Genomic DNA, 19,266 nt, shown 5'->3' with positions numbered 1-19,266 from the left:
CCCTTGTTTTTTTAGCAGCGTGCGTCCTTCCGGATGCGCGGCGGACACTATACCCTTTGATATCGAGGTCATCGGCGTTTTATCCTCTGGCCCGGCAATAATCGAGGAATGCATTTCATGAAACTGACCTGGTACGGCCATTCGGCCTTCCGTATCGAAACCGACGACGCCAAGATCCTTATCGACCCCTTTCTGATCGGCAACCCGTCCTGGACGGGCGGCTGGGAAGGGCCGGCCGAAGGGATCACGCATGTTCTGCTGACGCATGGACACAGCGACCATATCAGCGGCGCGCTGGAAGTGCTCGGCAAGAGCGGCGCGCAGCTGGTCGCCAATTTCGAGATCTGCATGTATCTGGTCGGCAAGGGCGCCGACGGCGGCAAGATCAATCCCGGCAATATCGGCGGCACGGTCGATTGCGGCGGCTTCACCACCACTTTCGTCCAGGCGCTGCACTCTTCCTCGTTTGGCGAAGAAGGCGGCAAGAACGTCTATCTCGGCAATCCGGGCGGGCTGGTCCTGCATTTCCCGGACGACCCGACGCTCTACCATATGGGCGATACCGACATCTTTTCCGACATGGCGCTGATCAACGAATTGCATGAGCCGAAGATCGGCATCGTGCCGATCGGCGATCGTTTCACCATGGGCGGCGCGGTGGCGGCACTTGCCTGCCGGCGCTTCTTCAAGTTCGACACGGTCGTCCCTTGCCATTTCGGCACGTTTCCGATGATCGATCCGACGCCCGAGAAATTCGAGGCCGGCCTCGAAGGGTCCGGTGTGAAGGTCGCGTTGCCGAAAATCGGTGAAACGATTACGATCTAGAAACAGCCAAAGCGGAACAAATCCATGGCGTTGGGGCGATCTCTTTGTGTGTCGATGTTTGTCGCGGCATCGCCCGCGCTCGCCGCGGATGACTTCATCGAAGGCGTCTATCTGCAGTCCGAGGAGCTTTGCACGCAGGCCAGGAAGGACACGCTGCAGAGGCTGATCGATGCTGGCAACATCGTGCTTTCCGTGCATGGCCTGCAGGGCGTTGAATACAATTGCGAATTCGTGCAGGTCAGCAAGGCGACACGCTCGCCAGGCTGGGCGGTGACGGCCATCTGCCAGGAGCCGGGCTATGTCTTTCCCGATGTCCTGTCGGTGACGCGGATCAGCCCGACGCAGATCGATCTCGTATCGGTCCGGCCGCTCGATGACGAAAGCGAAGCGAGCGGCAACAACGGCAGCTATTATCTGTGCGAGGGCGTCGCCTTGCCATAGACTTGTCCTTGGACCGATGGCCGTGAGCCAGGGCGCCACCACGGCCTGGTCTCTCGCATGATGCATGTTGCGCCGCGCGCGCGGCGCCGCTATAGCCCGGACTGGTTTTCCCCGAGGCAAAATCTATGTCCGTTGATCTTCAGACTGTGAAGCGCGTCGCGCGTCTCGCCCGCATCGCGGTGAGCGAAGAAGATGCAGAACGCATGACCGGCGAACTGAACGCCATACTGGGCTTCGTCGAGCAACTGAACGAGGTCGATGTCTCCGGCGTCGGGCCGATGACCTCGGTGACGCCGATGGAGATGAAGAAGCGCCAGGACGTCGTCACCGACGGCAACAAGGCGGCCGACATCGTCGCCAATGCGCCGGCGACCGAAGAGAATTTCTTCCTCGTGCCGAAGGTCGTGGAGTAGGGTGCCGATGGCAATCGAGATCGCCATCGAGACACCGTTGCAGGACGATGTGCGCGGCCTGGTCAAGGAACTCAACGAGACCTTGCTCGAATTGACGCCGCCGGAGCACTGCTATCATCTGACAGTGGAGCAGATGGCCGGTCAGGACACGACCGTTTTCATCGCCCGCGACAATGGCATCGCCGTCGGTTGTGGCGCGCTGAAGCGCCATGGCGGCGCCATTGGCGAGGTCAAGCGCATGTATACGCGGCCTTCGCATCGCGGCCAGAAAATCGGCGCCAGCATCGTTGAGCGCGTCGAGGCGCTGGCGCGTCAGGAAGGGCTGAAGCGGCTGGTGCTGGAGACGGGAGACCGCCATCCCGCCGCTTGGACCGTCTACGAACGTGCCGGGTTTTCGCGCTGCGGCCCGGTGCTGGATTATCCCGATTCCAAGTGGTCGGTGTTTTACGAAAAGAGCCTTTGATGAGCGACCTGACCAGACTGACGATTTCACAGGCCCGCGCCAAGCTGCGCGGCAAGGAAATCACCGCGACCGAGATCACCGAGGCCTATCTCTCGGCCATCGATCGCGCCAATCCGGCGCTCAATGCCTATGTCGCGGTGACTGGCGACAGGGCGCGTGACATGGCCAAGGCGTCCGACGCCAGGCTGGTCAAGGGCGAGGGCGGTGCGCTGGAAGGCATTCCGCTGGGGATTAAGGACCTGTTCGGCACCGAAGGTGTCCACACCCAGGCCTGCAGCCACGTGCTCGACGGCTTCAAGCCACTCTACGAATCGACTGTCACCGCCAATCTGTGGGCGGATGGCGCGGTCATGCTCGGCAAGCTCAACATGGACGAGTTCGCCATGGGCTCGTCCAACGAGACGTCGTATTACGGCCCGGTCATCAACCCGTGGCGGCGTTCGCGCCTCGACACAGTGGTGATGCCGACGACGCATCAGGGCGACGGCGGTTTCGTCTCGGCCGGCGGCACGAAAACCCAGCGCAGCCTGGACAACGCGCAGCTGGTGCCGGGCGGTTCTTCCGGCGGCTCGGCAACCGCCGTCTCGGCGTTCCTGTGCGCCGGCGCGACGGCGACCGATACGGGCGGCTCGATCCGCCAGCCGGCGGCCTTCACCGGCACCGTCGGCATCAAGCCGACCTATGGCCGCTGCTCGCGCTGGGGCATCGTCGCCTTCGCCTCGTCGCTCGACCAGGCCGGTCCGATCGCGCGCGACGTGCGCGACGCCGCGATCCTGCTCAGGTCGATGGCCTCGGTCGATCCGAAGGACACCACCTCCGTCGACCGCCCGGTGCCGGACTATGAGGCGGCCATCGGCAAGCCGATCAAAGGCATGAAGGTCGGCATTCCCAAGGAATACCGCGTCGACGGCATGCCCGAAGAGATCGAGGCGCTGTGGCAGAAGGGCATTGCCTGGCTGCGGGATGCCGGCGCCGAGATCGTCGACATTTCCCTGCCGCATACGAAATACGCACTGCCGGCCTATTACATCGTGGCGCCCGCCGAGGCGTCGTCCAACCTGGCGCGCTATGACGGCGTCCGCTACGGCCTGCGCGTGCCAGGCAAGGACATTGTCGAGATGTATGAGAAGACCCGCGCCGCCGGTTTCGGCCGCGAGGTCAAGCGCCGCATCATGATCGGTACCTATGTGCTGTCGGCCGGCTATTACGACGCCTACTACCTGCAGGCGCAGAAGGTACGCAATTTGATCAAGCGCGACTTCGAAAATGTCTTCGCTGCCGGCGTCGACGTCATCCTGACCCCGGCGACGCCGTCCGCCGCCTTCGGCATCGCCGACGAGGACATGGCGGCCGATCCGGTGAAAATGTACCTCAACGACATTTTCACCGTCACTGTGAACATGGCCGGCCTGCCGGGCATCGCCGTGCCTGCCGGCCTCGACCCCAAGGGGTTGCCGCTTGGCCTGCAGCTCATCGGCCGGCCGTTCGAGGAAGAGACGCTTTTCCAGACCGCTGCCGTCATCGAGCAGGCGGCCGGCACATTTCAGCCTGAGAAGTGGTGGTAAGGGTATCGATCATCTGAAGGGGTGAGCGATGTTCTTCTATCTTTCCAAGGTCTTCTGGTTCTTCATCCAGCCGCTCAACCTGACGATCTTCCTGCTTCTGGCGGGATTGATTGCCGGGCTGATCGGCCGGCGGCGGCTGGCCTTCACCGGCAGTGTCCTGGCGTTTCTAATCCTGGCGCTCTCGACCTGGACGTCGCTTGGCGCGATGATGCTGAACCCGCTCGAGGAGCGCTTTCCACGGCCGCCGCTGCCGCAAAAGGTCGACGGCATCGTCGTGCTCGGCGGCGGCTTCGAGGGCGCCATTAACCTCGCGCGTGGCGGCTATGAATTGAGCAGCAGCGGCGATCGCATGGTCGAGACCGCAATCCTCGCCCGGCGCTTCCCACAGGCCAAGGTGGTTGTATCAGGCGGTCACGGCGCGTTTTTCATCGACGCCGAGGGGGACGCCGACACCGCGTCCCGCCTGCTCGTTCCGCTCGGTGTATCGGCCGATCGTCTTGTCCTGGAAGACAAGTCCCGCAACACCTACGAAAATGCTGTCTTCAGCCGCAAACTTGTCGAGCCGAAGCCGGGCGAGACCTGGCTGCTGGTGACCTCCGCCTTCCACATGCCACGGGCCAAGGCACTGTTCGACAAGGCTGGTTTTCCAACCGTTCCATGGCCGGTCGACTATCACACCTCCGGCAAGGAAGGGTGTCGGCTTGTTTCGCGACAATGCGATTGATTCCGTGCAGAACACCACCATAGCGCTCCGCGAATGGATCGGGCTTTTTGCCTATTGGCTTTCCGGCCGCATCGATCAGCCCTTTCCCGGGCCGGGCGGCTGACCGATGACGGCGCGTCGCGCCGCCGAGAAGAACTGGCGCCGCACCAGCACGGCCAGCAGCAGAAGCGTCGACAGCACGAACACCACTGGGTCAACGAACCAGCCGAGATAGCCGATCGAGAAGAACACGCCGCGCAGGCCCGAGTTGAAATGCTTGCCGGCCAGCATGTTCATCTGCGCCGCGCGCCACACCGCGGTTTCCGTGACCGGATTGCGCGAGGCTTCGCCATGCGGGATCGGCACGGCGCCGATCAGGATCGAGCAATAGTTGAACAGCCGGTAGGCCCAGCCGAATTTGAAGAAGGAGAAGGCGAGGATCAGCACCAGCCCCAGCACCTTGATCTGAAAGGCCGGGCGCGATGGCGCGCCGCCGAGCGGCAGGTTGCTCAGCACTTCCAGCACCCGGTCGGACGCACCGAGCAAGGCAAAACAGCCGCCGAGCGCGATCAGCGAACTCGACGCGAAGAAGGCGGTTCCCTGCTGCAGGCCGCTCATGATGGCGGTGTCGACGATGCGGATTTCGCGCTCGGCCATGGTGCGCATCCAGGCTTCGCGCTGTGCATTCATCGCCGTCGTCAGCGACATGCGGCTGACCAGCTTGCCGTCCGAGGCGAGCGTATGCAGGAGCCACGCGATCAGGAAGAAGGCCAGCGCCCCGAGATCAGCCATCGAAAGATAGAAGGAATCGCCCATGGGCTGAATTTATCACATCCAGCGTGGTTGCTTCGATGCCGGCTCCCGTGATCGGCGGCAATGTCGCTGCCGGAGCAAACAAGGTCGGCAGGTGCTGCGCCGCGCCCGTCAAAAGAGCGGAAACATTCCTGGGAATTCCTATATGTAGAGTCCTCGACGCGACTCCAGGAGACAGCGTGTTCCTTTCGGTTTTCGACCTGTTCAAGATCGGCATTGGCCCCTCGAGCTCGCACACGATGGGGCCGATGACGGCCGCGCGGCGGTTTCTCGACGAGGTCGCCGGAGACGACTGGCCGCGCCCCGCCGGCGCCAAGGTTGCCCGCATCGGCGCCAGCCTGCATGGCTCGCTCGCCTATACCGGCATCGGCCATGGCAGCGACCGCGCCGTCATCCTTGGCCTTGCCGGCCAGACCCCGCAAACAGTCGATCCGGACCAGGCCGACGACATCATCAGCCGCATCACCGCCGACAAGATGATTTCACCGCCAGGTCACCCGTCCTACCATTTCGATCCGGCAACCGATCTGGTGCTCGACCGCAAGACACCGCTTACCGGCCATGCCAACGGCATGGCGTTCCATGCCTATGACGCCGGCGGACGCCTGCTGCTCAAGCGCATCTACTATTCGATCGGCGGCGGCTTCGTGGTGTCGGAAGAAGAGCTGCAGCGCGTGAAGGCCAAGGGGTCGGTGACATCAGAAGGCAAGAAAGTGCCTTATCCCTTCAAGAACGCGGTCGAGATGCTCAAGATGGCGGCCAAGAGCGGGCTTTCCATCGCCGAGATGAAGCGCGTCAACGAGGAAACGCAGATGTCGCGCGAGGACCTCGACGCCGGCCTCGACGCCATCTGGGGTGCGATGAAGAGCTGCATCGATCGTGGCCTGTCGCAGGACGGCATCATGCCGGGCGGGTTGAAGGTGCGGCGTCGGGCCCGGCAGTTGCACGACAAGCTGCAGGAACAGTGGCAGCAGAACCGGCCAAATCCGCTGCTCGCCAATGACTGGCTGTCGATCTACGCCATGGCGGTCAACGAGGAGAATGCCGCCGGCGGCCGCGTCGTAACCGCGCCGACCAACGGTGCGGCCGGCACGCTGCCGGCGGTGCTGCGCTACTGGCTGCATTTCCATCCCGAGGCCGACCAACCGAGCATCCGTGACTTCCTGCTGACGGCTGCGCGCCGTCGGCGGCATCATCAAGACCAATGCGTCGATCTCGGGCGCCGAGGTCGGCTGCCAGGGCGAGGTCGGGTCCGCCTCGGCGATGGCGGCGGCCGGCCTGTGTGCCGTCATGGGCGGCACGCCCGAGCAGGTCGAGAATGCCGCCGAAATCGCGCTCGAACACCATCTCGGCATGACCTGCGATCCGGTCGGCGGGCTGGTGCAAGTGCCGTGCATCGAGCGCAATGCGCTCGGCGCGGTCAAGGCGGTGACGGCCGCGTCGCTGGCGATCAAGGGCGACGGCGTCCATTTCGTGCCTCTCGACGCGGCGATCGAGACCATGCGCCAGACCGGCCTCGACATGAACGAGAAGTACAAGGAAACCAGCCTCGGCGGTCTTGCTGTCAATGTCGTGGAGTGCTGAGCAACGCTTGGCACTGTGGAGAAGTCCCTCAGGCCGTTGACGTCCCGGCGCTCCGGACTAACCTTAGCGAATGGCTCTCAATCTCCTAAAACTGTGCGTCGGCTGCGACAGCGTCGAGGATCTCGAGGAATGGATCGAGTTCCGCCTCGACGAACGGCGCCGGTCCGGCGAACCGGCCGAACACTGGCACACCACCCGCATGGTGCCGACGCGCGGCGCCGAGGTCACCGATGGCGGTTCGCTCTACTGGGTGATCAAGGGCAATGTGCAATGCCGGCAGCTGATCACCGAGATCCGGCCCTTCATTGACGACGAGGGCATCGGTCGCTGCCACCTGATGCTCGATCCGCAAGTCGTGCGCACCGATTGGCAGCCGCGTCGGGCCTTCCAGGGTTGGCGCTATTTGAAACCGTCGGATGCACCACCTGATCTCGGTAAAGGCAAGGCGGGACTGGTCGAGATGCCGCCGAAACTCAGGCGCGAGCTTGCCGATCTCGGCTTGCTGTAGGCCATCGCGCGCAAGCGCTGTCTGTTTTGGCGCGGGCTTTTCTGGCCCTCCATCTTGCTTCGCTCTGGACTTGCAAGCGGCGCGACAACGCCACATCTTGAAATCCATGCGCGATGAAAAGCTGGCGAAGCCGACAAGGTCCACAGGGCTGGGGAGCCATTCCGCATGGCGGTCTTCTTCCTGTCCAGGTGAAAGCCTTCATTCCGGCGCAGAAAAAGTGTTGGATGACATCACGCGGCTGTCCAGGCGGACAGGGCATCTGCGGGGCGGTGGGAAATGTTAGGCGCAATTATCGGTCTGGTCGCATTGCTGCTGGTGCTCCTGGGCGTTGCCTCGGCCTTCCTCCGGGCCGATCCGGCCCGCTTGGCAACCGGCATGAGAACACTGGGACCGATCCTGCTGGCACTGGTGGGCGCCGCCGTGCTTCTGGTCGGTCGAAGCGGAATCGGCGGCGTCGTGCTGTTTGCGGCGATCGGCTGGTATGCTGCCACGCGCAAGAACCGGCCTGATGTCAAGCCGGCGCCGGGAAAACGCTCAACGGTGCGGACGGCAGCGCTTGAAATGGAGCTGGATCACGATACCGGCGGCCTCGAAGGGCTGGTTCTGGCCGGCCGCCATGACGGCAAGATGCTTGGTGCGATGGGCCTTGCGGAGTTGCAGCATCTCTACCGCGAACTCTCCGCCGATGCGGAGAGCCGCCAGTTGCTAGAGACGTATCTTGACGGCAGATTTCCCGTCTGGCGCAAAAACACTGAGACGAACGGTGGCGAAGGGCTGGGTGTTGCGCCAGGTCCGGGCGCCATGACTAAGGAGGAGGCCTACAAGGTCCTTGGTCTTGAAGCGGGGGCCGCCGCGGCGGATGTCCGCAAGGCGCACCGCCGCCTGATGCAGCGCCTGCACCCCGATATCGGCGGCACGTCTTTCCTGGCGGCGCGAATCAACGAAGCCAAGGACGTCTTGCTCTCCAATCACAACTAGTCTCCTTCGACGCAGAAATTTTCCGGGAGATACTTCCACGCCGCCCTACTGCTGGACGGCGTAGCACTCGATTTTCTTCTTCTTTAAAGCGGTGCAGGCCTTCCAGGCGGCGTCCTTCGAACCAAAGCCGCCGAAGCGGGCGCGGTAATAGGTGACGCCGTCCTTGTCGAAGGCGACGGTGAAGCCGGAAGCATCCGCCAGCGCCTTCGGCGCCTGCTTGCTGGTCTTGTCGAGGACGGCCTGGGCTTCCGACTGCTTCGGCGAAGAGGCGACCTGGATCGCCCAACCCGACGGCACCGAAGCGGTGTTGACCGGATCGACGGTTGGCGCCGGCTCGGCGGCCGCCGCCGGCTCGGCATAGGCGGCCACGACCTGTGCGCTGGCGACCTTGGGGGCTGAGACGATGACCGTCTTCACCTTCTTTGCCGGGGCAACCAGCTTGGGCGCTTCGGCCTCGGCGCTCTCTTCGTCATCACCCTGCGCAGCCGTCGCGTCGTCGGCAACGGCGTCATCGGCGCTGGCCACCGCGACCGGCTTGTCGTCCGGGGTCGGCGCGTCGTGCTTGGGCAAAAGAACCTTGGCGAGGGCCTTGACCGGGTTGCTGCTGTCGGCCTTGGCGACGAGGTCGCCGCCACCGCGGGTCGAGGCCCTTGGCATGTAGGTGTTGATCAGGGACGCCATCTGGTTGTCGCGGCTGCCGCCCGACGTGCCGCCCATGACAACGGCGACAAGGCGGCGGTTGCCGTCGGCCACCGATGAGACGAGGTTGAAGCCGGAGGCACGGGTATAGCCGGTCTTGATGCCGTCGACGCCCTTGATGCGGCCGAGCAGTCGGTTGTGACCGTTGATGCGCTGGCGGCCGTAGAGAAACGAGCGCTGCGAGAAATAGCCGTAGTACTGGGGAAAATGTTCCCTGAGCGCAATGCCGAGCGTGGCCATGTCGCGCGCGGTGGTGAACTGGCCGGGGTCGGGCAGGCCGTTGGCGTTGCGGAAGACGGTGCCGTTCATGCCGAGAGCCCGCGCCTTGGCGGTCATCATGCGGGCAAAAGTGGATTCATCGCCGCCAAGCATTTCACCGAGGGCAGTGGCCGAGTCGTTCGCCGACTTGGTGACGATCGACAGGATCGCGGTTTCGACCGAGACCGAACCGCCCGGCTTCACGCCGAGTTTCGTTGGCGCCTCGGCGGAGGCCTTGGCGGAAAACACGACAGGCGTGTTCCGGCTGATCTTGCCCTTCGCCATCGCTTCGAAGGTCAGATAAAGCGTCATCATCTTGGTCAGCGACGCCGGATAGCGCCTGCCATTGGCATCCGCGGAGTACAGCACCTTGCCCGTCTTGGCGTCCACAACGATGGCCGCCTGCCGCGCTGCCAGCGAGGCGGCAACGTCGGAGCAAACGAACGTCATCGCCAGGGCGAGGACCATGATCGCTTTGAGGGGGGAGGTGGATTTGGAAACGATGCCCAACAACGCCTGACGCACTGATATTTCCCTTGAATTCTTCGTTGCGTTGGAGGCGGCAAAGGGTCCTGCCTCACTTTCAGCCAAGCTAACGGGGCAGCGTTACCAATCCGTTTATGGTAACCGCCGCGTTCACCATTTTCTTCGGGCTTGAAACACACTTTATTTGATTTTTAGCCATTGCCTGCGCAGGCGAGCCTCGCGCGCCGGTGAAATATTGACTTTTGTGCGGCGCACAATATATTGAGGTGCATTGCACAACGGCGCCCCGAAGAAGGACGCCTCAACCGTCAAGGGAATCGTGAAATGACCCAGACCTATGAGGACTTCAGCAAATACGGCAAGGAATTCGCCGACACCGGTTTGAAGAGCTTCGCTTCGCTCTCCAAGGGCGCCCAGGCGATCGCCACCGAGGCCGGTGAGTACACCAAGAAGAGCTTTGAGGCCGGCAGCGCTGCTGTCGAGAAGCTTTTTTCGGCCAAGTCGCTGGACAAGGCGATCGAGATCCAGACCGACTATGCCAAGCAGTCCTACGAGGCATTCGTCGCCGAGGCCACCAAGATTGGTGATCTCTATGCCGAACTCGCCAAGGAAGCCTACAAGCCGTTCGAATCGATCGTTGCCAAGGCGAAGTAATTTTCGCCCTGATAGTTTCAGATCCGGCCCTTTGGGCCCGGGACAAAGCCCGGTCGCGGAAACGCGGCCGGGTTTTTTCATGCTAATTTCCGGTTCGCGGCGGCGTAGCGCTTCACGATTGCGAAAATCCGCCAAGTTTGGTCACCTAGCCATATTGTCAGCTAACCAGAAGGGCTTAAAATCGTCCATCGAACACCTACATGTCGAACTCGCATGGGGATTCGAAAGAGGCAGGATTACGTGACGATCAGTTTGACTGCCATGAGACAAGTGGCGCGGATGCAAAACGGCGGCGGCGACGGCAATGAGGCCGGCCGCGGGACGGCCGTTATCACGCGCACCAAAACCAAGACCAAGAAGCCCAGCCTTTACCGGGTCCTCATCCTCAACGACGACTACACTCCCATGGAGTTCGTGGTTCACGTGCTGGAGCGTTTTTTCCAGAAGGACCGCGAAGCCGCCACACGCATCATGCTTCATGTTCACAATCATGGAGTGGGCGAGTGCGGGGTCTATACATTCGAGGTGGCCGAGACCAAAGTGTCTCAGGTCATGGATTTCGCCCGACAGAATCAGCATCCGCTGCAATGCGTGATGGAGAAGAAGTGAGGTAACATGCCGGCTTTCTCCCAAGGCCTGGAAAAGGCGCTTCACCAGGCGCTGACGCTCGCCAATGAGCGGCACCATGAATACGCAACCCTTGAACATCTGCTGCTCGCGTTGATCGACGACACCGAGGCGGCCGCCGTCATGCGCGCCTGCAACGTCGATCTCGACGAGCTGAAGCACACTGTTCTGACCTATATCGACACCGAGCTCGACAATCTGGTCACCGGCTACGACGAGGATTCCAAGCCGACCGCCGGCTTCCAGCGCGTCATCCAGCGCGCGGTGATCCATGTGCAGTCGTCGGGCCGCGAGGAAGTGTCGGGTGCCAACGTGCTCGTCGCCATCTTCGCCGAGCGCGAGAGCCATGCCGCCTATTTCCTGCAGGAACAGCAGATGACCCGCTACGACGCGGTCAATTACATCTCGCACGGCATCGCCAAGCGTCCCGGCGCATCGGAAACGCGCTCGCCGCGCGGCGCCGATGACGAGCAGGGCGGCCAGAATGGCGCCGAGCCGCAAGAGGAAGGCGGCAAGAAGAAGCAGCAGCAGGACGCGCTGACGGCTTATTGCGTCAACCTCAACAACAAGGCCAAGGCCGGCAAGATCGACCCGCTGATCGGCCGCGAGTCGGAAATCAACCGCACCATCCAAGTGCTGTGCCGCCGCTCCAAGAACAACCCGCTCTATGTCGGCGATCCGGGCGTCGGCAAGACGGCGATCGCCGAGGGTCTCGCCAAGCGCATCGTCGAGGGCGACGTTCCCGAAGTGCTGCACAACGCCACCATCTTCGCGCTCGACATGGGCACGCTGCTGGCCGGCACGCGCTACCGTGGCGATTTCGAGGAACGGCTGAAGCAGGTCGTCAAGGAACTCGAGGACTATCCGGGTGCGGTGCTGTTCATCGACGAGATTCATACGGTGATCGGGGCAGGAGCCACCTCGGGCGGTGCCATGGACGCGTCGAACCTGCTGAAGCCTGCTCTGTCGTCGGGTGCGATCCGCTGCATCGGCTCGACCACCTACAAGGAGTTCCGCCAGTTCTTCGAGAAGGACCGCGCTCTGGTGCGGCGCTTCCAGAAGATCGACGTCAACGAACCGACCATCGAGGACGCCATCGAGATCATGAAGGGCCTGAAGCCCTATTTCGAGGAGTTCCACAAGGTCCGCTACACCTCGGAAGCCATCAAGGCTTCGGTGGAGCTGTCGGCGCGCTACATCAACGACCGCAAGCTGCCGGACAAGGCGATCGACGTGATCGACGAGACCGGCGCCTCGCAGATGCTGGTGCCGGAAGCCAAGCGCAAGAAGACCATTGGCATCAAGGAGATCGAAGCAACGATCGCTACCATGGCGCGCATCCCGCCGAAGACGGTTTCGGCCGATGACGAGAAGGTGCTGCAAGGCCTCGATATCGAGTTGAAGCGGGTCGTCTATGGCCAGGATACTGCCATCACGGCGCTGACCTCGGCGATCAAGCTGGCCCGTGCCGGACTGCGCGAACCGGAAAAGCCGATCGGCTCGTATCTGTTCTCGGGTCCGACCGGTGTCGGCAAGACGGAAGTGGCCAAGCAACTAGCCGCCTCGCTCGGCGTCGAGCTGATCCGCTTCGACATGTCGGAATATATGGAACGCCACACCGTTTCGCGGTTGATCGGCGCGCCTCCCGGCTATGTCGGTTTCGACCAGGGCGGCTTGCTCACCGACGGCGTCGACCAGCATCCGCACTGCGTGCTGTTGCTCGACGAGGTCGAGAAGGCGCATCCGGATCTGTTCAACATCCTGTTGCAGGTCATGGACCACGGCAAGCTGACCGACCATAACGGCAAGCAGATCGACTTCCGCAATGTCATCCTGATCATGACCACCAATGCGGGCGCATCGGATGCGCAGCGCGCGGCGATCGGTTTCGGCTCGACCAAGCGCGAAGGCGACGATGTCGAGGCGATCAACCGGCTGTTCACGCCGGAATTCCGCAACCGTCTCGATGCGATCATCCCGTTCGGCTCGCTGCCGGTGCCGGTCATCCATCAGGTGGTGCAGAAGTTCGTCATGCAACTCGAGGCGCAGCTCTCCGAGCGTGGCGTCACCTTCGACCTGTCGCCGGATGCGATCGCCTGGCTCGCTGACAAGGGCTATGACGAGCGCATGGGCGCGCGGCCGCTCGGCCGTGTGATCCAGGAGCACATCAAGAAGCCACTGGCTGACGAGGTGCTGTTCGGCAAGCTCAAGAAGGGCGGCACGGTGCGCGTCACCGTCGAGAAGAAGGAAACCGGCGAGACCGGCCTGAAGCTCGAATCGCTGGCCGACGAGGCGCCGGTGAAGCCGAAGAAGGAAGAGCCGGAAGACGCGCCGAAGCCGCCCAAGGCAGTGGCCAAGAAGCCTGCAGCCAAGAAGGTCGTGGCGCAGAAGCCGGAGCCCAAGGGCAAGGATGGCGGCAAGCGCAGCCTGGTCCCGCAACTGCCCCGCAAGGGCTGATCGGCACGCACTCGAAAAAGCCCCGGCAACGGGGCTTTTTCATTTTTGAGCAATGGGGTGGCTATGCCAGGCCAGATCGTCATCCTCAACGGCGCGCCGCGGTCGGGAAAATCGAGCATCGCTCGCGCCATTCAGGAAAGCTTCGATGGCGCATGGATGAATCTGGGTGTCGACAGCTATGCCCAGATCATACCGCCGCGACTTCGCCGGGAATAGGGTTGCGACCTGGAGGCGAACGTCCCGACCTCGAAGTCTTCGTGCCGCACCTTTATGCCGCCCTCTACGAATCGGTCGCGGTGCACAGCCGGCTGGGGCTGAACGTCGTGACGGACGTCGGCCATCACGATGCCTATTCGAAGCCGCTCGATTGCCTGGCCGATTGCGCGCGCCGTCTCGCCGGCCTGCCGGCGCTGTTCGTCGGCGTTCGCTGTCCGATTGAAATCATCATGGAAAGGCGAGCCGCCAGCGAGGCGGGCCGGGGTTATGTCACCGGCTCTTCGGACGATCCCACCCCTTTGCCGGTGCGTATGTGGCAAGAAGCGGTGCACCGGCCGGGCATATATGATCTCGAGGTCGATACCTCGGTCCTCAGCCCTGAACAGTGCGCACAAGCAATCCGCCAGCGCCTGCGTGATGGCGCTCAGCCGGGTGCGATCGAGCGCTTGGCTCAAGCCGCTAGCTAGACTTTCTCCTGCCCCCGAAACGAAGTTCGGCTCAGCTTCCCAGCGCCGCCCGTATTTTCTCGGCGTTCCCGGCCAGCACTTCGGGTTTCTCCATCTCACCGCTATGCGGCTTCAACGGGATGCCGTCGAAGCGCGGGATGATATGGACGTGCAAGTGATAGACGGTCTGGCCGGAGGCCGGCTCGTTGAACTGCAGGATGGTGACGCCGTCGGCATCGAGCGCCTTCTTGACTGCCAGCGCCACTTTCTGGACGACGGTAAAAAGCGGGCCGAAGGTCGACGGATTGGCGTCGAGCAGGTTGCGCGACGGGGTTTTTGGCACAACCAGCGTATGGCCGGGTCCTTGCGGCATCACATCCATGAAGGCGACGACGGCGTCATCTTCGTAGACGCGGTGCGAAGGGATTTCGCCGCGCAGGATCTTTGCGAAGATGTTGTTGGTGTCGTAGGCGGCCTCAGTCATGGCGAACGCTCCGGATTGTGCCTCGCGTCCCGTGTAGCGAAGCTCTTCCGGAGCGGCAAGACGATGTGGCGGTACGATCAGGCGAGATCGGCCATGCCAGAAGGCGTGCTACTCCTCGAGATCCTTGCGAAACGGCGTGTGTTCTTCGAGATAATCGCTCATCCGCTCCACTTCGCGCCGCTCGCGCTGGAGATAGTCGGCCACCGCATTGCGCAGGCCGGGGTGCGAAATGTAGTGCGCGGAATGCATCGTCACCGGCCGGTAGCCGCGCGCCAGCTTATGTTCTCCCTGCGCGCCCGCCTCCACCACCTTCAGCTTGCGTTCGATGGCGAAGTCGATGGCCTGGTGGTAGCAGACCTCGAAATGCAGGAAGGGATGATCCTCGATGCAGCCCCAGTTGCGGCCGTAGAGCGCGTCCGAGCCGATGAAATTGATGGCCCCGGCGATGTAGCGACCGTTGCGCCTGGCCATCACCAGCAGGATGTCATCCGCCATGCGTTCGCCGATCAGCGAGAAGAACTGGCGGTTCAGGTAGGGGCGGCCCCATTTGCGGCTGCCGGTGTCCATGTAGAAGGCGAAGAAGTCGTCCCAGGCCTTTTCCGTCAGGTCCTTGCCGGTCAGCCAGTCGATGGTGATGCCATCGGCAAGCGCCTCGCGCCGCTCCTTCTTCATCGCCTTGCGCTTGCGCGAGGCAAGCGTGGCGAGGAAGTCGTCATAGGTCGAAAAACCTTCGTTGAAGAAGTGGAATTGCTGGTCGGTGCGGTGCAGGAAACCGGCGGCCTCGAGCGTCGCGACATCGTTCTCCTGCGCGAAGGTGACATGCGCCGAGGACACGCCGAGCTTGTCGGTCACCATTTTGAGGCCGGCGGCAAGCCCGGCCCTCACCGCATCCGGATCCTCGCCTTTGCCGACCAGCAGGCGAGGGCCGGTGACCGGCGTAAACGGCACGGCGCATTGCAGTTTCGGATAATAGCGGCCGCCTGCGCGCTCGAAGGCGTCAGACCAGCCGTGGTCGAACACATATTCGCCCTGGCTGTGCGATTTGAGATAGCAGGGGACGGCGCCCAGCAGCCTGCCTTGCGCGGTCTCCAACCGCAAATGATGTCCCTGCCAGCCGGTGCGCCGCACGGCGCAGCCGGAATCCTCCAACGCGCTTAAAAAAGCGAATGAAACGAGCGGATTATAGCCGTTTTCCGCATCGCCGCGCGTGGTGCCGGCAAAGCCGTTCCACTCATCGCAGGTGAACGCGCCGATGCCCGCGGCGATACGGATCGAATAGTCCGCATTTGCAGTTTGCCCGTCGCCATCGTCGCCCTGATCCATGAGGCTTATTTAAGCTCCATCCGGGGCGCTACAAGTCACGTTTCAGACACTCCGCTCAAGCGACTTTGACCAGCTCGGGTTCGAACCCTTCGAATGTCATCTGATCGGCATATTTGAAGGTCAGGTCGATCGCGGGCTGATCATGCACCGTCCAGGTGATGACAGGCATTTTGAGCTTTTCACGCACGAAACTGACGAACGGGTTCGGCAGGTCGCCGGCGGCGTAGGAGGTGAAGGATAGCTCATGCGCCAGCATGGAAAAATGCGCCTCGATCAGCTTGAGGTCCTTGCCGTAGGCGGTCAAGCCGGCGGGAATGCCGGGTGCATGTTTCGGGAAGTCACGGATCAGCCAGTGATCGAACGACATGATCGCCGCCTTGCCCTTGTAGCGCTTGAGCATCCTGCCGACACTTGCCACTAGGCCTTCATCGCGGCCGGGAACCCCTTTCAGCTCGACGACCATGGGCACGCGGCCGTCGACGAGGTCGAGCGCTTCCTGCAGCGTCGGCACGCGGTCGGATGTGGCGCCAACCTTGAGCGCGGTCAGTTCGGCCGCGCTGCGCTGCCAGACGAAACCGTCCTCTCCAGTCAGTCTTTTCAGGTCGTCATCATGGATGATGACGGGAACGCCGTCCGACGACAGATGCACGTCGCATTCGATGGCGTAGCCCCGTTCGGCCGCGGCCGTGAAGGCGGAAAGCGTGTTTTCCCAGCGCGTCTTGTTCATGTCGTGGAAGCCGCGATGGGCAACGGGCCGGGCGGTTAGCCAGGATAGATCGGTCATGTCAGGCCTTCGTTCATTCGACTTCGAAGATGGCTTCGATTTCCACTGCGGCATTAAGTGGCAGGGAGGCAGTGCCGACGGCGGAGCGGGCGTGTTTGCCGCGCTCGCCAAGGGCGGCGACCAGGAAATCGGAAGCGCCGTTGGCAACCAGATGCTGTTCGACAAAGTCGGGGGCAGAGGCGACGAAGACGGTGATCTTCACCAGCCGGCTGATCTTCTCCAGGTCGCCGAGCGCAGCCTTGGCTTGCGCCAGAATGTTGATCGCGCAGTATCTCGCCGCGTCCTTGCCGCTTGCCGTGTCGACGTCGCGGCCGAGCAGGCCGCTCGCCTGCAGCTTGCCGTCCTTGAGCGGCAATTGCCCGGCGGTGAACAGCAGATTGCCCGACCTGCAGTAGGGAACGTAGTTGGCGGCAGGTGCGGCGGCGACTGGAAGCGTCACGCCGAGATCACTTAGCCGCTTTTCGATTGTTTCACTCATTGCTTTTCCCTATTGCTGGAAGGCGCCGCGCTGGCGGGGCCGAAATTGCTATTTTTGCCTCGCTTCCGCCACGACTTTTTTTAAGCTGGACCATCTTTCCCTGCGGCCTGCCATCAGCCGCGACGATCGGAGTACCTCATGCGCGCAGCGCGCCTCGCATTCCACGCCGTTCTGTTATCGGCGGTGTTCCCGATAGTCCCCGCCTTCGCCGTACCGGCGCTGCAGGCGCATCGCGCCGTGTATGACCTTACCCTCAAAAAGGCCTCCGACCGCTCCGGCATAACAGGTATATCCGGTCGCATGGTCTACGAATTCAACGGTTCGGCGTGCGAAGGTTATACGGTGAAATTTCGCTTCGTCACCCAGATCGTTACCGCCGAGGGCACGAAGCTGACGGACCAGCAGACGACGACTTTCGAAGATGCCGAAGGCAAGACTTTTTCCTTCGTGACCAAATCCTTTGTCGACCAGAACCTCGACAAGGAGGTCAAGGGCATCGCCACGAAAGACGCCAAGGGCCTCAAGGTCGATATCGACAAGCCCGAGAAGAACAGCCTGGAACTCGCCGCCACCCAGTTTCCGACCCAGCATCTGGTCGAACTGATCGGCAAGGCCGAGAAAGGCGAGAATTTCTACCAGACGAACCTGTTCGACGGCTCGGAGGACGCCAATAAGGTGATGGCGACCACTGTTGTCGTCGGCAAGAAGACCGAAGCCGACAAGGTCGATCCGGAGGCTCCGGCGCTGGCCAAACTCGCCACCGACAAGTACTGGCCGGTCGACATCGCCTATTTCGACGACAGCGCCCAGAACGGCGAGGAAGTGCCGGAATACCGGATCAGCTTCAAGCTGCACGAGAACGGCATCACCCGCGATCTCACCATGGACTATGGCGACTTCTCGATGACCGGCAAGCTGGTCAATCTTTCGCTGTTCGACCAGACAAAGCCTTGCGCGGTATCGAAGTAGCAGAGTTGCGCAATTGAGCTGGCCGCGGCGGGCTTGATGGCGGTCTACGTCGATGCGGCGATCTGGAGATGGGCCGGCCATCGCTGGTGCCACCTGATGGCCGACGACACCGACGAGCTGCATCGCTTCGCCGCCGCGCTTGGCGTCAAGCGTTCGTCCTACCAGGGACCGCCCAAGACATCCGCTCCGCATTATGACATAACCGGTTTCGAGCGCGACCGCGCGGTGCGGCTCGGCGCCATCGAATGCAGCCGCGAGGAAATCGTCGCGATCTTCCGGCGCGTGCGGGTGCCCAATGGAAAGGCCAAGCGATGACACCAACGGCATTTCTGGCTTATTGCGCCGCCGTCACACTCGCCGCCGCCACGCCGGGGCCTGCGATGTTCACGGTCATCACCAATGGTGTGTCGCGCGGTTTCCTTCGCGCCTTCATGGCCGGTGTCGGGGTTGCCGCCGGCGATGCCGTGCTGGTCACTCTGGCGCTGCTCGGCCTTGTGGCGTTGGCGCAAACATTCGAATGGATATTTCTCCTGCTGAAATATGCAGGCGCCGCCTATCTGATCTTTCTCGGCATCAGGATGTGGCGCGCCTCGGCCACCCAATCGAATGAGCCGCGGACGGGCGAAGCGGCATTGTCCCGGTCCTTCTTCCTCGGCGCGTCCATTGCGCTGGGCAACCCCAAGGCGATCCTGTTCCACGCCTCGATCATGCCGCTGATCCTCAACCTCGACACGCTGACATTCGTCGATGGCCTGCTGGTGGTGGCCACCGTCATCAGCGTCAATATCCTGACCATGGGGGTCTACGCAGCCCTTGCGGGCCGGGCTTCGGGCTGGTTCAGGACGCCGAAGCGCATGCGGCTGATGAACCGGTTTGCCGGCAGCGCCATGATCGGCACCGGAGCGCTGATTGCCGCACGCTGAGCGGTAAAACACCGCCCCGCTTGCGTTTGTCGCGCTTCCCCTCTATATGCGCGCTCATTCCACACACGGACTTTGGTGTCTGCCCGGGAGAAATCCGGCTGAAACCTCCGGTGGCGTTCGAGGACTGAAGTCCAAAAATGCCTGTGTCCGTGGAGGCTAACCGGAAAGG

General features: G+C 62.6%; 19 protein-coding genes and 3 pseudogenes. 16 read left to right on the top strand and 6 right to left on the bottom strand.

Annotated features, from left to right (window positions below; all coding sequences use genetic code 11):
• The first annotated feature begins 117 nt into the window (after window positions 1-117).
• The 6 genes and pseudogenes from ACVILI_RS19965 to ACVILI_RS19940 all read left to right on the top strand — a co-directional run bounded on the left by ACVILI_RS19965 (window position 118) and on the right by ACVILI_RS19940 (window position 4,534).
• Entirely contained in the window at window positions 118-825 is a 708-nt protein-coding gene (locus ACVILI_RS19965) for a metal-dependent hydrolase (RefSeq protein WP_027046857.1), read from the top strand.
• A 24-nt stretch (window positions 826-849) separates the two neighbouring features.
• Window positions 850-1,266 carry a hypothetical protein gene (locus ACVILI_RS19960; RefSeq protein ID WP_457102575.1) on the top strand — a complete coding sequence of 139 codons (417 nt, stop codon included), beginning with the start codon at window positions 850-852 and terminating at the stop codon, window positions 1,264-1,266.
• Between the two features lie 125 nt (window positions 1,267-1,391).
• Entirely contained in the window at window positions 1,392-1,679 is a 288-nt protein-coding gene (gene gatC, locus ACVILI_RS19955; protein WP_019858229.1) for an Asp-tRNA(Asn)/Glu-tRNA(Gln) amidotransferase subunit GatC, read from the top strand.
• Window positions 1,680-1,686: 7 nt separating this feature from the next.
• Window positions 1,687-2,142: a GNAT family N-acetyltransferase gene (locus ACVILI_RS19950; RefSeq protein WP_010909574.1), complete on the top strand. Its 456-nt coding sequence runs from the start codon at window positions 1,687-1,689 to the stop codon at window positions 2,140-2,142.
• Window positions 2,142-3,707, top strand: coding sequence for an amidase (locus ACVILI_RS19945; protein ID WP_019858227.1), 1,566 nt, complete (start codon window positions 2,142-2,144; stop codon window positions 3,705-3,707). The genes ACVILI_RS19950 and ACVILI_RS19945 overlap by 1 nt, the downstream gene beginning before the upstream one ends.
• Window positions 3,708-3,735: 28 nt before the next feature.
• Window positions 3,736-4,534, top strand: a pseudogene (locus ACVILI_RS19940) (YdcF family protein).
• On the opposite strand, the gene ACVILI_RS19935 reads toward ACVILI_RS19940, so the two are convergent.
• A complete protein-coding gene (locus ACVILI_RS19935) occupies window positions 4,507-5,226 on the bottom strand; it encodes a DUF599 domain-containing protein (protein ID WP_019858224.1) in 720 nt (239 codons plus the stop codon). The pseudogene ACVILI_RS19940 and the gene ACVILI_RS19935 overlap by 28 nt on opposite strands.
• Window positions 5,227-5,402: 176 nt before the next feature.
• Here ACVILI_RS19935 and ACVILI_RS19930 point away from each other — a divergent pair.
• The 3 genes and pseudogenes from ACVILI_RS19930 (at window position 5,403) to ACVILI_RS19920 (ending at window position 8,293) form a co-directional block, all read left to right on the top strand.
• A pseudogene (locus ACVILI_RS19930) lies at window positions 5,403-6,807 on the top strand (L-serine ammonia-lyase).
• A 70-nt stretch (window positions 6,808-6,877) separates the two neighbouring features.
• Entirely contained in the window at window positions 6,878-7,315 is a 438-nt protein-coding gene (locus ACVILI_RS19925; protein WP_019858222.1) for a DUF1489 family protein, read from the top strand.
• 276 nt (window positions 7,316-7,591) lie between these two features.
• Window positions 7,592-8,293: a DnaJ domain-containing protein gene (locus ACVILI_RS19920; protein WP_038646895.1), complete on the top strand. Its 702-nt coding sequence runs from the start codon at window positions 7,592-7,594 to the stop codon at window positions 8,291-8,293.
• Window positions 8,294-8,338: 45 nt separating this feature from the next.
• On the opposite strand, the gene ACVILI_RS19915 is transcribed toward ACVILI_RS19920, so the two are convergent.
• A complete protein-coding gene (locus ACVILI_RS19915; protein ID WP_019858219.1) occupies window positions 8,339-9,775 on the bottom strand; it encodes a D-alanyl-D-alanine carboxypeptidase in 1,437 nt (478 codons plus the stop codon).
• Between the two features lie 285 nt (window positions 9,776-10,060).
• Here ACVILI_RS19915 and ACVILI_RS19910 point away from each other — a divergent pair, with 285 nt between their 5' ends.
• From ACVILI_RS19910 to ACVILI_RS19895, 4 genes and pseudogenes are all read left to right on the top strand, one after another.
• On the top strand, window positions 10,061-10,390 hold the full coding sequence (locus ACVILI_RS19910) for a phasin family protein (RefSeq protein ID WP_010909566.1): 330 nt from the start codon (window positions 10,061-10,063) through the stop codon (window positions 10,388-10,390).
• Between the two features lie 279 nt (window positions 10,391-10,669).
• Window positions 10,670-10,999, top strand: a complete 330-nt coding sequence (gene clpS / locus ACVILI_RS19905) for an ATP-dependent Clp protease adapter ClpS (protein ID WP_010909565.1) — start codon at window positions 10,670-10,672, stop codon at window positions 10,997-10,999.
• Window positions 11,000-11,005: 6 nt separating this feature from the next.
• Window positions 11,006-13,474 (top strand): ATP-dependent Clp protease ATP-binding subunit ClpA, encoded by a 2,469-nt coding sequence (clpA, locus tag ACVILI_RS19900; protein ID WP_010909564.1) that lies wholly within the window; start codon window positions 11,006-11,008, stop codon window positions 13,472-13,474.
• 63 nt (window positions 13,475-13,537) lie between these two features.
• A pseudogene (locus ACVILI_RS19895) lies at window positions 13,538-14,157 on the top strand (chloramphenicol phosphotransferase CPT family protein).
• 31 nt (window positions 14,158-14,188) lie between these two features.
• On the opposite strand, the gene ACVILI_RS19890 reads toward ACVILI_RS19895, so the two are convergent.
• The 4 genes from ACVILI_RS19890 to ACVILI_RS19875 all read right to left on the bottom strand — a co-directional run bounded on the left by ACVILI_RS19890 (window position 14,189) and on the right by ACVILI_RS19875 (window position 17,205).
• Complete coding sequence (locus tag ACVILI_RS19890; RefSeq protein ID WP_038646890.1) at window positions 14,189-14,620, bottom strand: HIT family protein; 432 nt, start codon at window positions 14,618-14,620, stop codon at window positions 14,189-14,191.
• 108 nt (window positions 14,621-14,728) lie between these two features.
• The gene (locus ACVILI_RS19885) at window positions 14,729-15,943 is read right to left on the bottom strand and encodes a GNAT family N-acetyltransferase (protein WP_038646888.1); all 1,215 of its coding nucleotides are present in this window, start codon (window positions 15,941-15,943) and stop codon (window positions 14,729-14,731) included.
• 55 nt (window positions 15,944-15,998) lie between these two features.
• The gene (locus ACVILI_RS19880) at window positions 15,999-16,727 is read right to left on the bottom strand and encodes a glycerophosphodiester phosphodiesterase (RefSeq protein ID WP_038646886.1); all 729 of its coding nucleotides are present in this window, start codon (window positions 16,725-16,727) and stop codon (window positions 15,999-16,001) included.
• Between the two features lie 13 nt (window positions 16,728-16,740).
• Entirely contained in the window at window positions 16,741-17,205 is a 465-nt protein-coding gene (locus ACVILI_RS19875; RefSeq protein WP_038646884.1) for a RidA family protein, read from the bottom strand.
• A gap of 138 nt (window positions 17,206-17,343) precedes the next feature.
• Here ACVILI_RS19875 and ACVILI_RS19870 point away from each other — a divergent pair, with 138 nt between their 5' ends.
• Genes ACVILI_RS19870 through ACVILI_RS19860 form a run of 3 tightly spaced genes read left to right on the top strand, consistent with a single transcriptional unit; the run spans window position 17,344 to window position 19,097 of the window.
• Window positions 17,344-18,174, top strand: coding sequence for a cell envelope integrity EipB family protein (locus ACVILI_RS19870; protein WP_038646882.1), 831 nt, complete (start codon window positions 17,344-17,346; stop codon window positions 18,172-18,174).
• A 36-nt stretch (window positions 18,175-18,210) separates the two neighbouring features.
• A complete protein-coding gene (locus ACVILI_RS19865; protein ID WP_010909558.1) occupies window positions 18,211-18,489 on the top strand; it encodes a DUF4031 domain-containing protein in 279 nt (92 codons plus the stop codon).
• A complete protein-coding gene (locus tag ACVILI_RS19860) occupies window positions 18,486-19,097 on the top strand; it encodes a LysE family translocator (RefSeq protein ID WP_038646880.1) in 612 nt (203 codons plus the stop codon). The genes ACVILI_RS19865 and ACVILI_RS19860 overlap by 4 nt, the downstream gene beginning before the upstream one ends.
• Window positions 19,098-19,266 lie beyond the last annotated feature (169 nt).

Source organism: Mesorhizobium sp. USDA 4775, assembly GCF_054062655.1.
Note: the sequence above shows the minus strand (reverse complement) of the source record. Positions and strands in the feature narration are given on the sequence as shown.

Excerpts from the sequence above, each read along its gene's own strand:
- ACVILI_RS19870 (WP_038646882.1), top strand. The coding sequence starts at position 17,344 with ATGCGCGCAGCGCGCCTCGCATTCCACGCCGTTCTGTTATCGGCGGTG.
- clpA (WP_010909564.1), top strand. The coding sequence starts at position 11,006 with ATGCCGGCTTTCTCCCAAGGCCTGGAAAAGGCGCTTCACCAGGCGCTG.
- ACVILI_RS19910 (WP_010909566.1), top strand. The coding sequence starts at position 10,061 with ATGACCCAGACCTATGAGGACTTCAGCAAATACGGCAAGGAATTCGCC.
- ACVILI_RS19875 (WP_038646884.1), bottom strand. The coding sequence starts at position 17,205 with ATGAGTGAAACAATCGAAAAGCGGCTAAGTGATCTCGGCGTGACGCTT.
- ACVILI_RS19890 (WP_038646890.1), bottom strand. The coding sequence starts at position 14,620 with ATGACTGAGGCCGCCTACGACACCAACAACATCTTCGCAAAGATCCTG.
- ACVILI_RS19950 (WP_010909574.1), top strand. The coding sequence starts at position 1,687 with ATGGCAATCGAGATCGCCATCGAGACACCGTTGCAGGACGATGTGCGC.
- clpS (WP_010909565.1), top strand. The coding sequence starts at position 10,670 with ATGCAAAACGGCGGCGGCGACGGCAATGAGGCCGGCCGCGGGACGGCC.
- ACVILI_RS19860 (WP_038646880.1), top strand. The coding sequence starts at position 18,486 with ATGACACCAACGGCATTTCTGGCTTATTGCGCCGCCGTCACACTCGCC.
- ACVILI_RS19945 (WP_019858227.1), top strand. The coding sequence starts at position 2,142 with ATGAGCGACCTGACCAGACTGACGATTTCACAGGCCCGCGCCAAGCTG.
- ACVILI_RS19920 (WP_038646895.1), top strand. The coding sequence starts at position 7,592 with ATGTTAGGCGCAATTATCGGTCTGGTCGCATTGCTGCTGGTGCTCCTG.
- ACVILI_RS19935 (WP_019858224.1), bottom strand. The coding sequence starts at position 5,226 with ATGGGCGATTCCTTCTATCTTTCGATGGCTGATCTCGGGGCGCTGGCC.
- ACVILI_RS19885 (WP_038646888.1), bottom strand. The coding sequence starts at position 15,943 with ATGGATCAGGGCGACGATGGCGACGGGCAAACTGCAAATGCGGACTAT.
- ACVILI_RS19925 (WP_019858222.1), top strand. The coding sequence starts at position 6,878 with ATGGCTCTCAATCTCCTAAAACTGTGCGTCGGCTGCGACAGCGTCGAG.
- ACVILI_RS19865 (WP_010909558.1), top strand. The coding sequence starts at position 18,211 with ATGGCGGTCTACGTCGATGCGGCGATCTGGAGATGGGCCGGCCATCGC.
- ACVILI_RS19965 (WP_027046857.1), top strand. The coding sequence starts at position 118 with ATGAAACTGACCTGGTACGGCCATTCGGCCTTCCGTATCGAAACCGAC.
- ACVILI_RS19960 (WP_457102575.1), top strand. The coding sequence starts at position 850 with ATGGCGTTGGGGCGATCTCTTTGTGTGTCGATGTTTGTCGCGGCATCG.
- ACVILI_RS19880 (WP_038646886.1), bottom strand. The coding sequence starts at position 16,727 with ATGACCGATCTATCCTGGCTAACCGCCCGGCCCGTTGCCCATCGCGGC.
- gatC (WP_019858229.1), top strand. The coding sequence starts at position 1,392 with ATGTCCGTTGATCTTCAGACTGTGAAGCGCGTCGCGCGTCTCGCCCGC.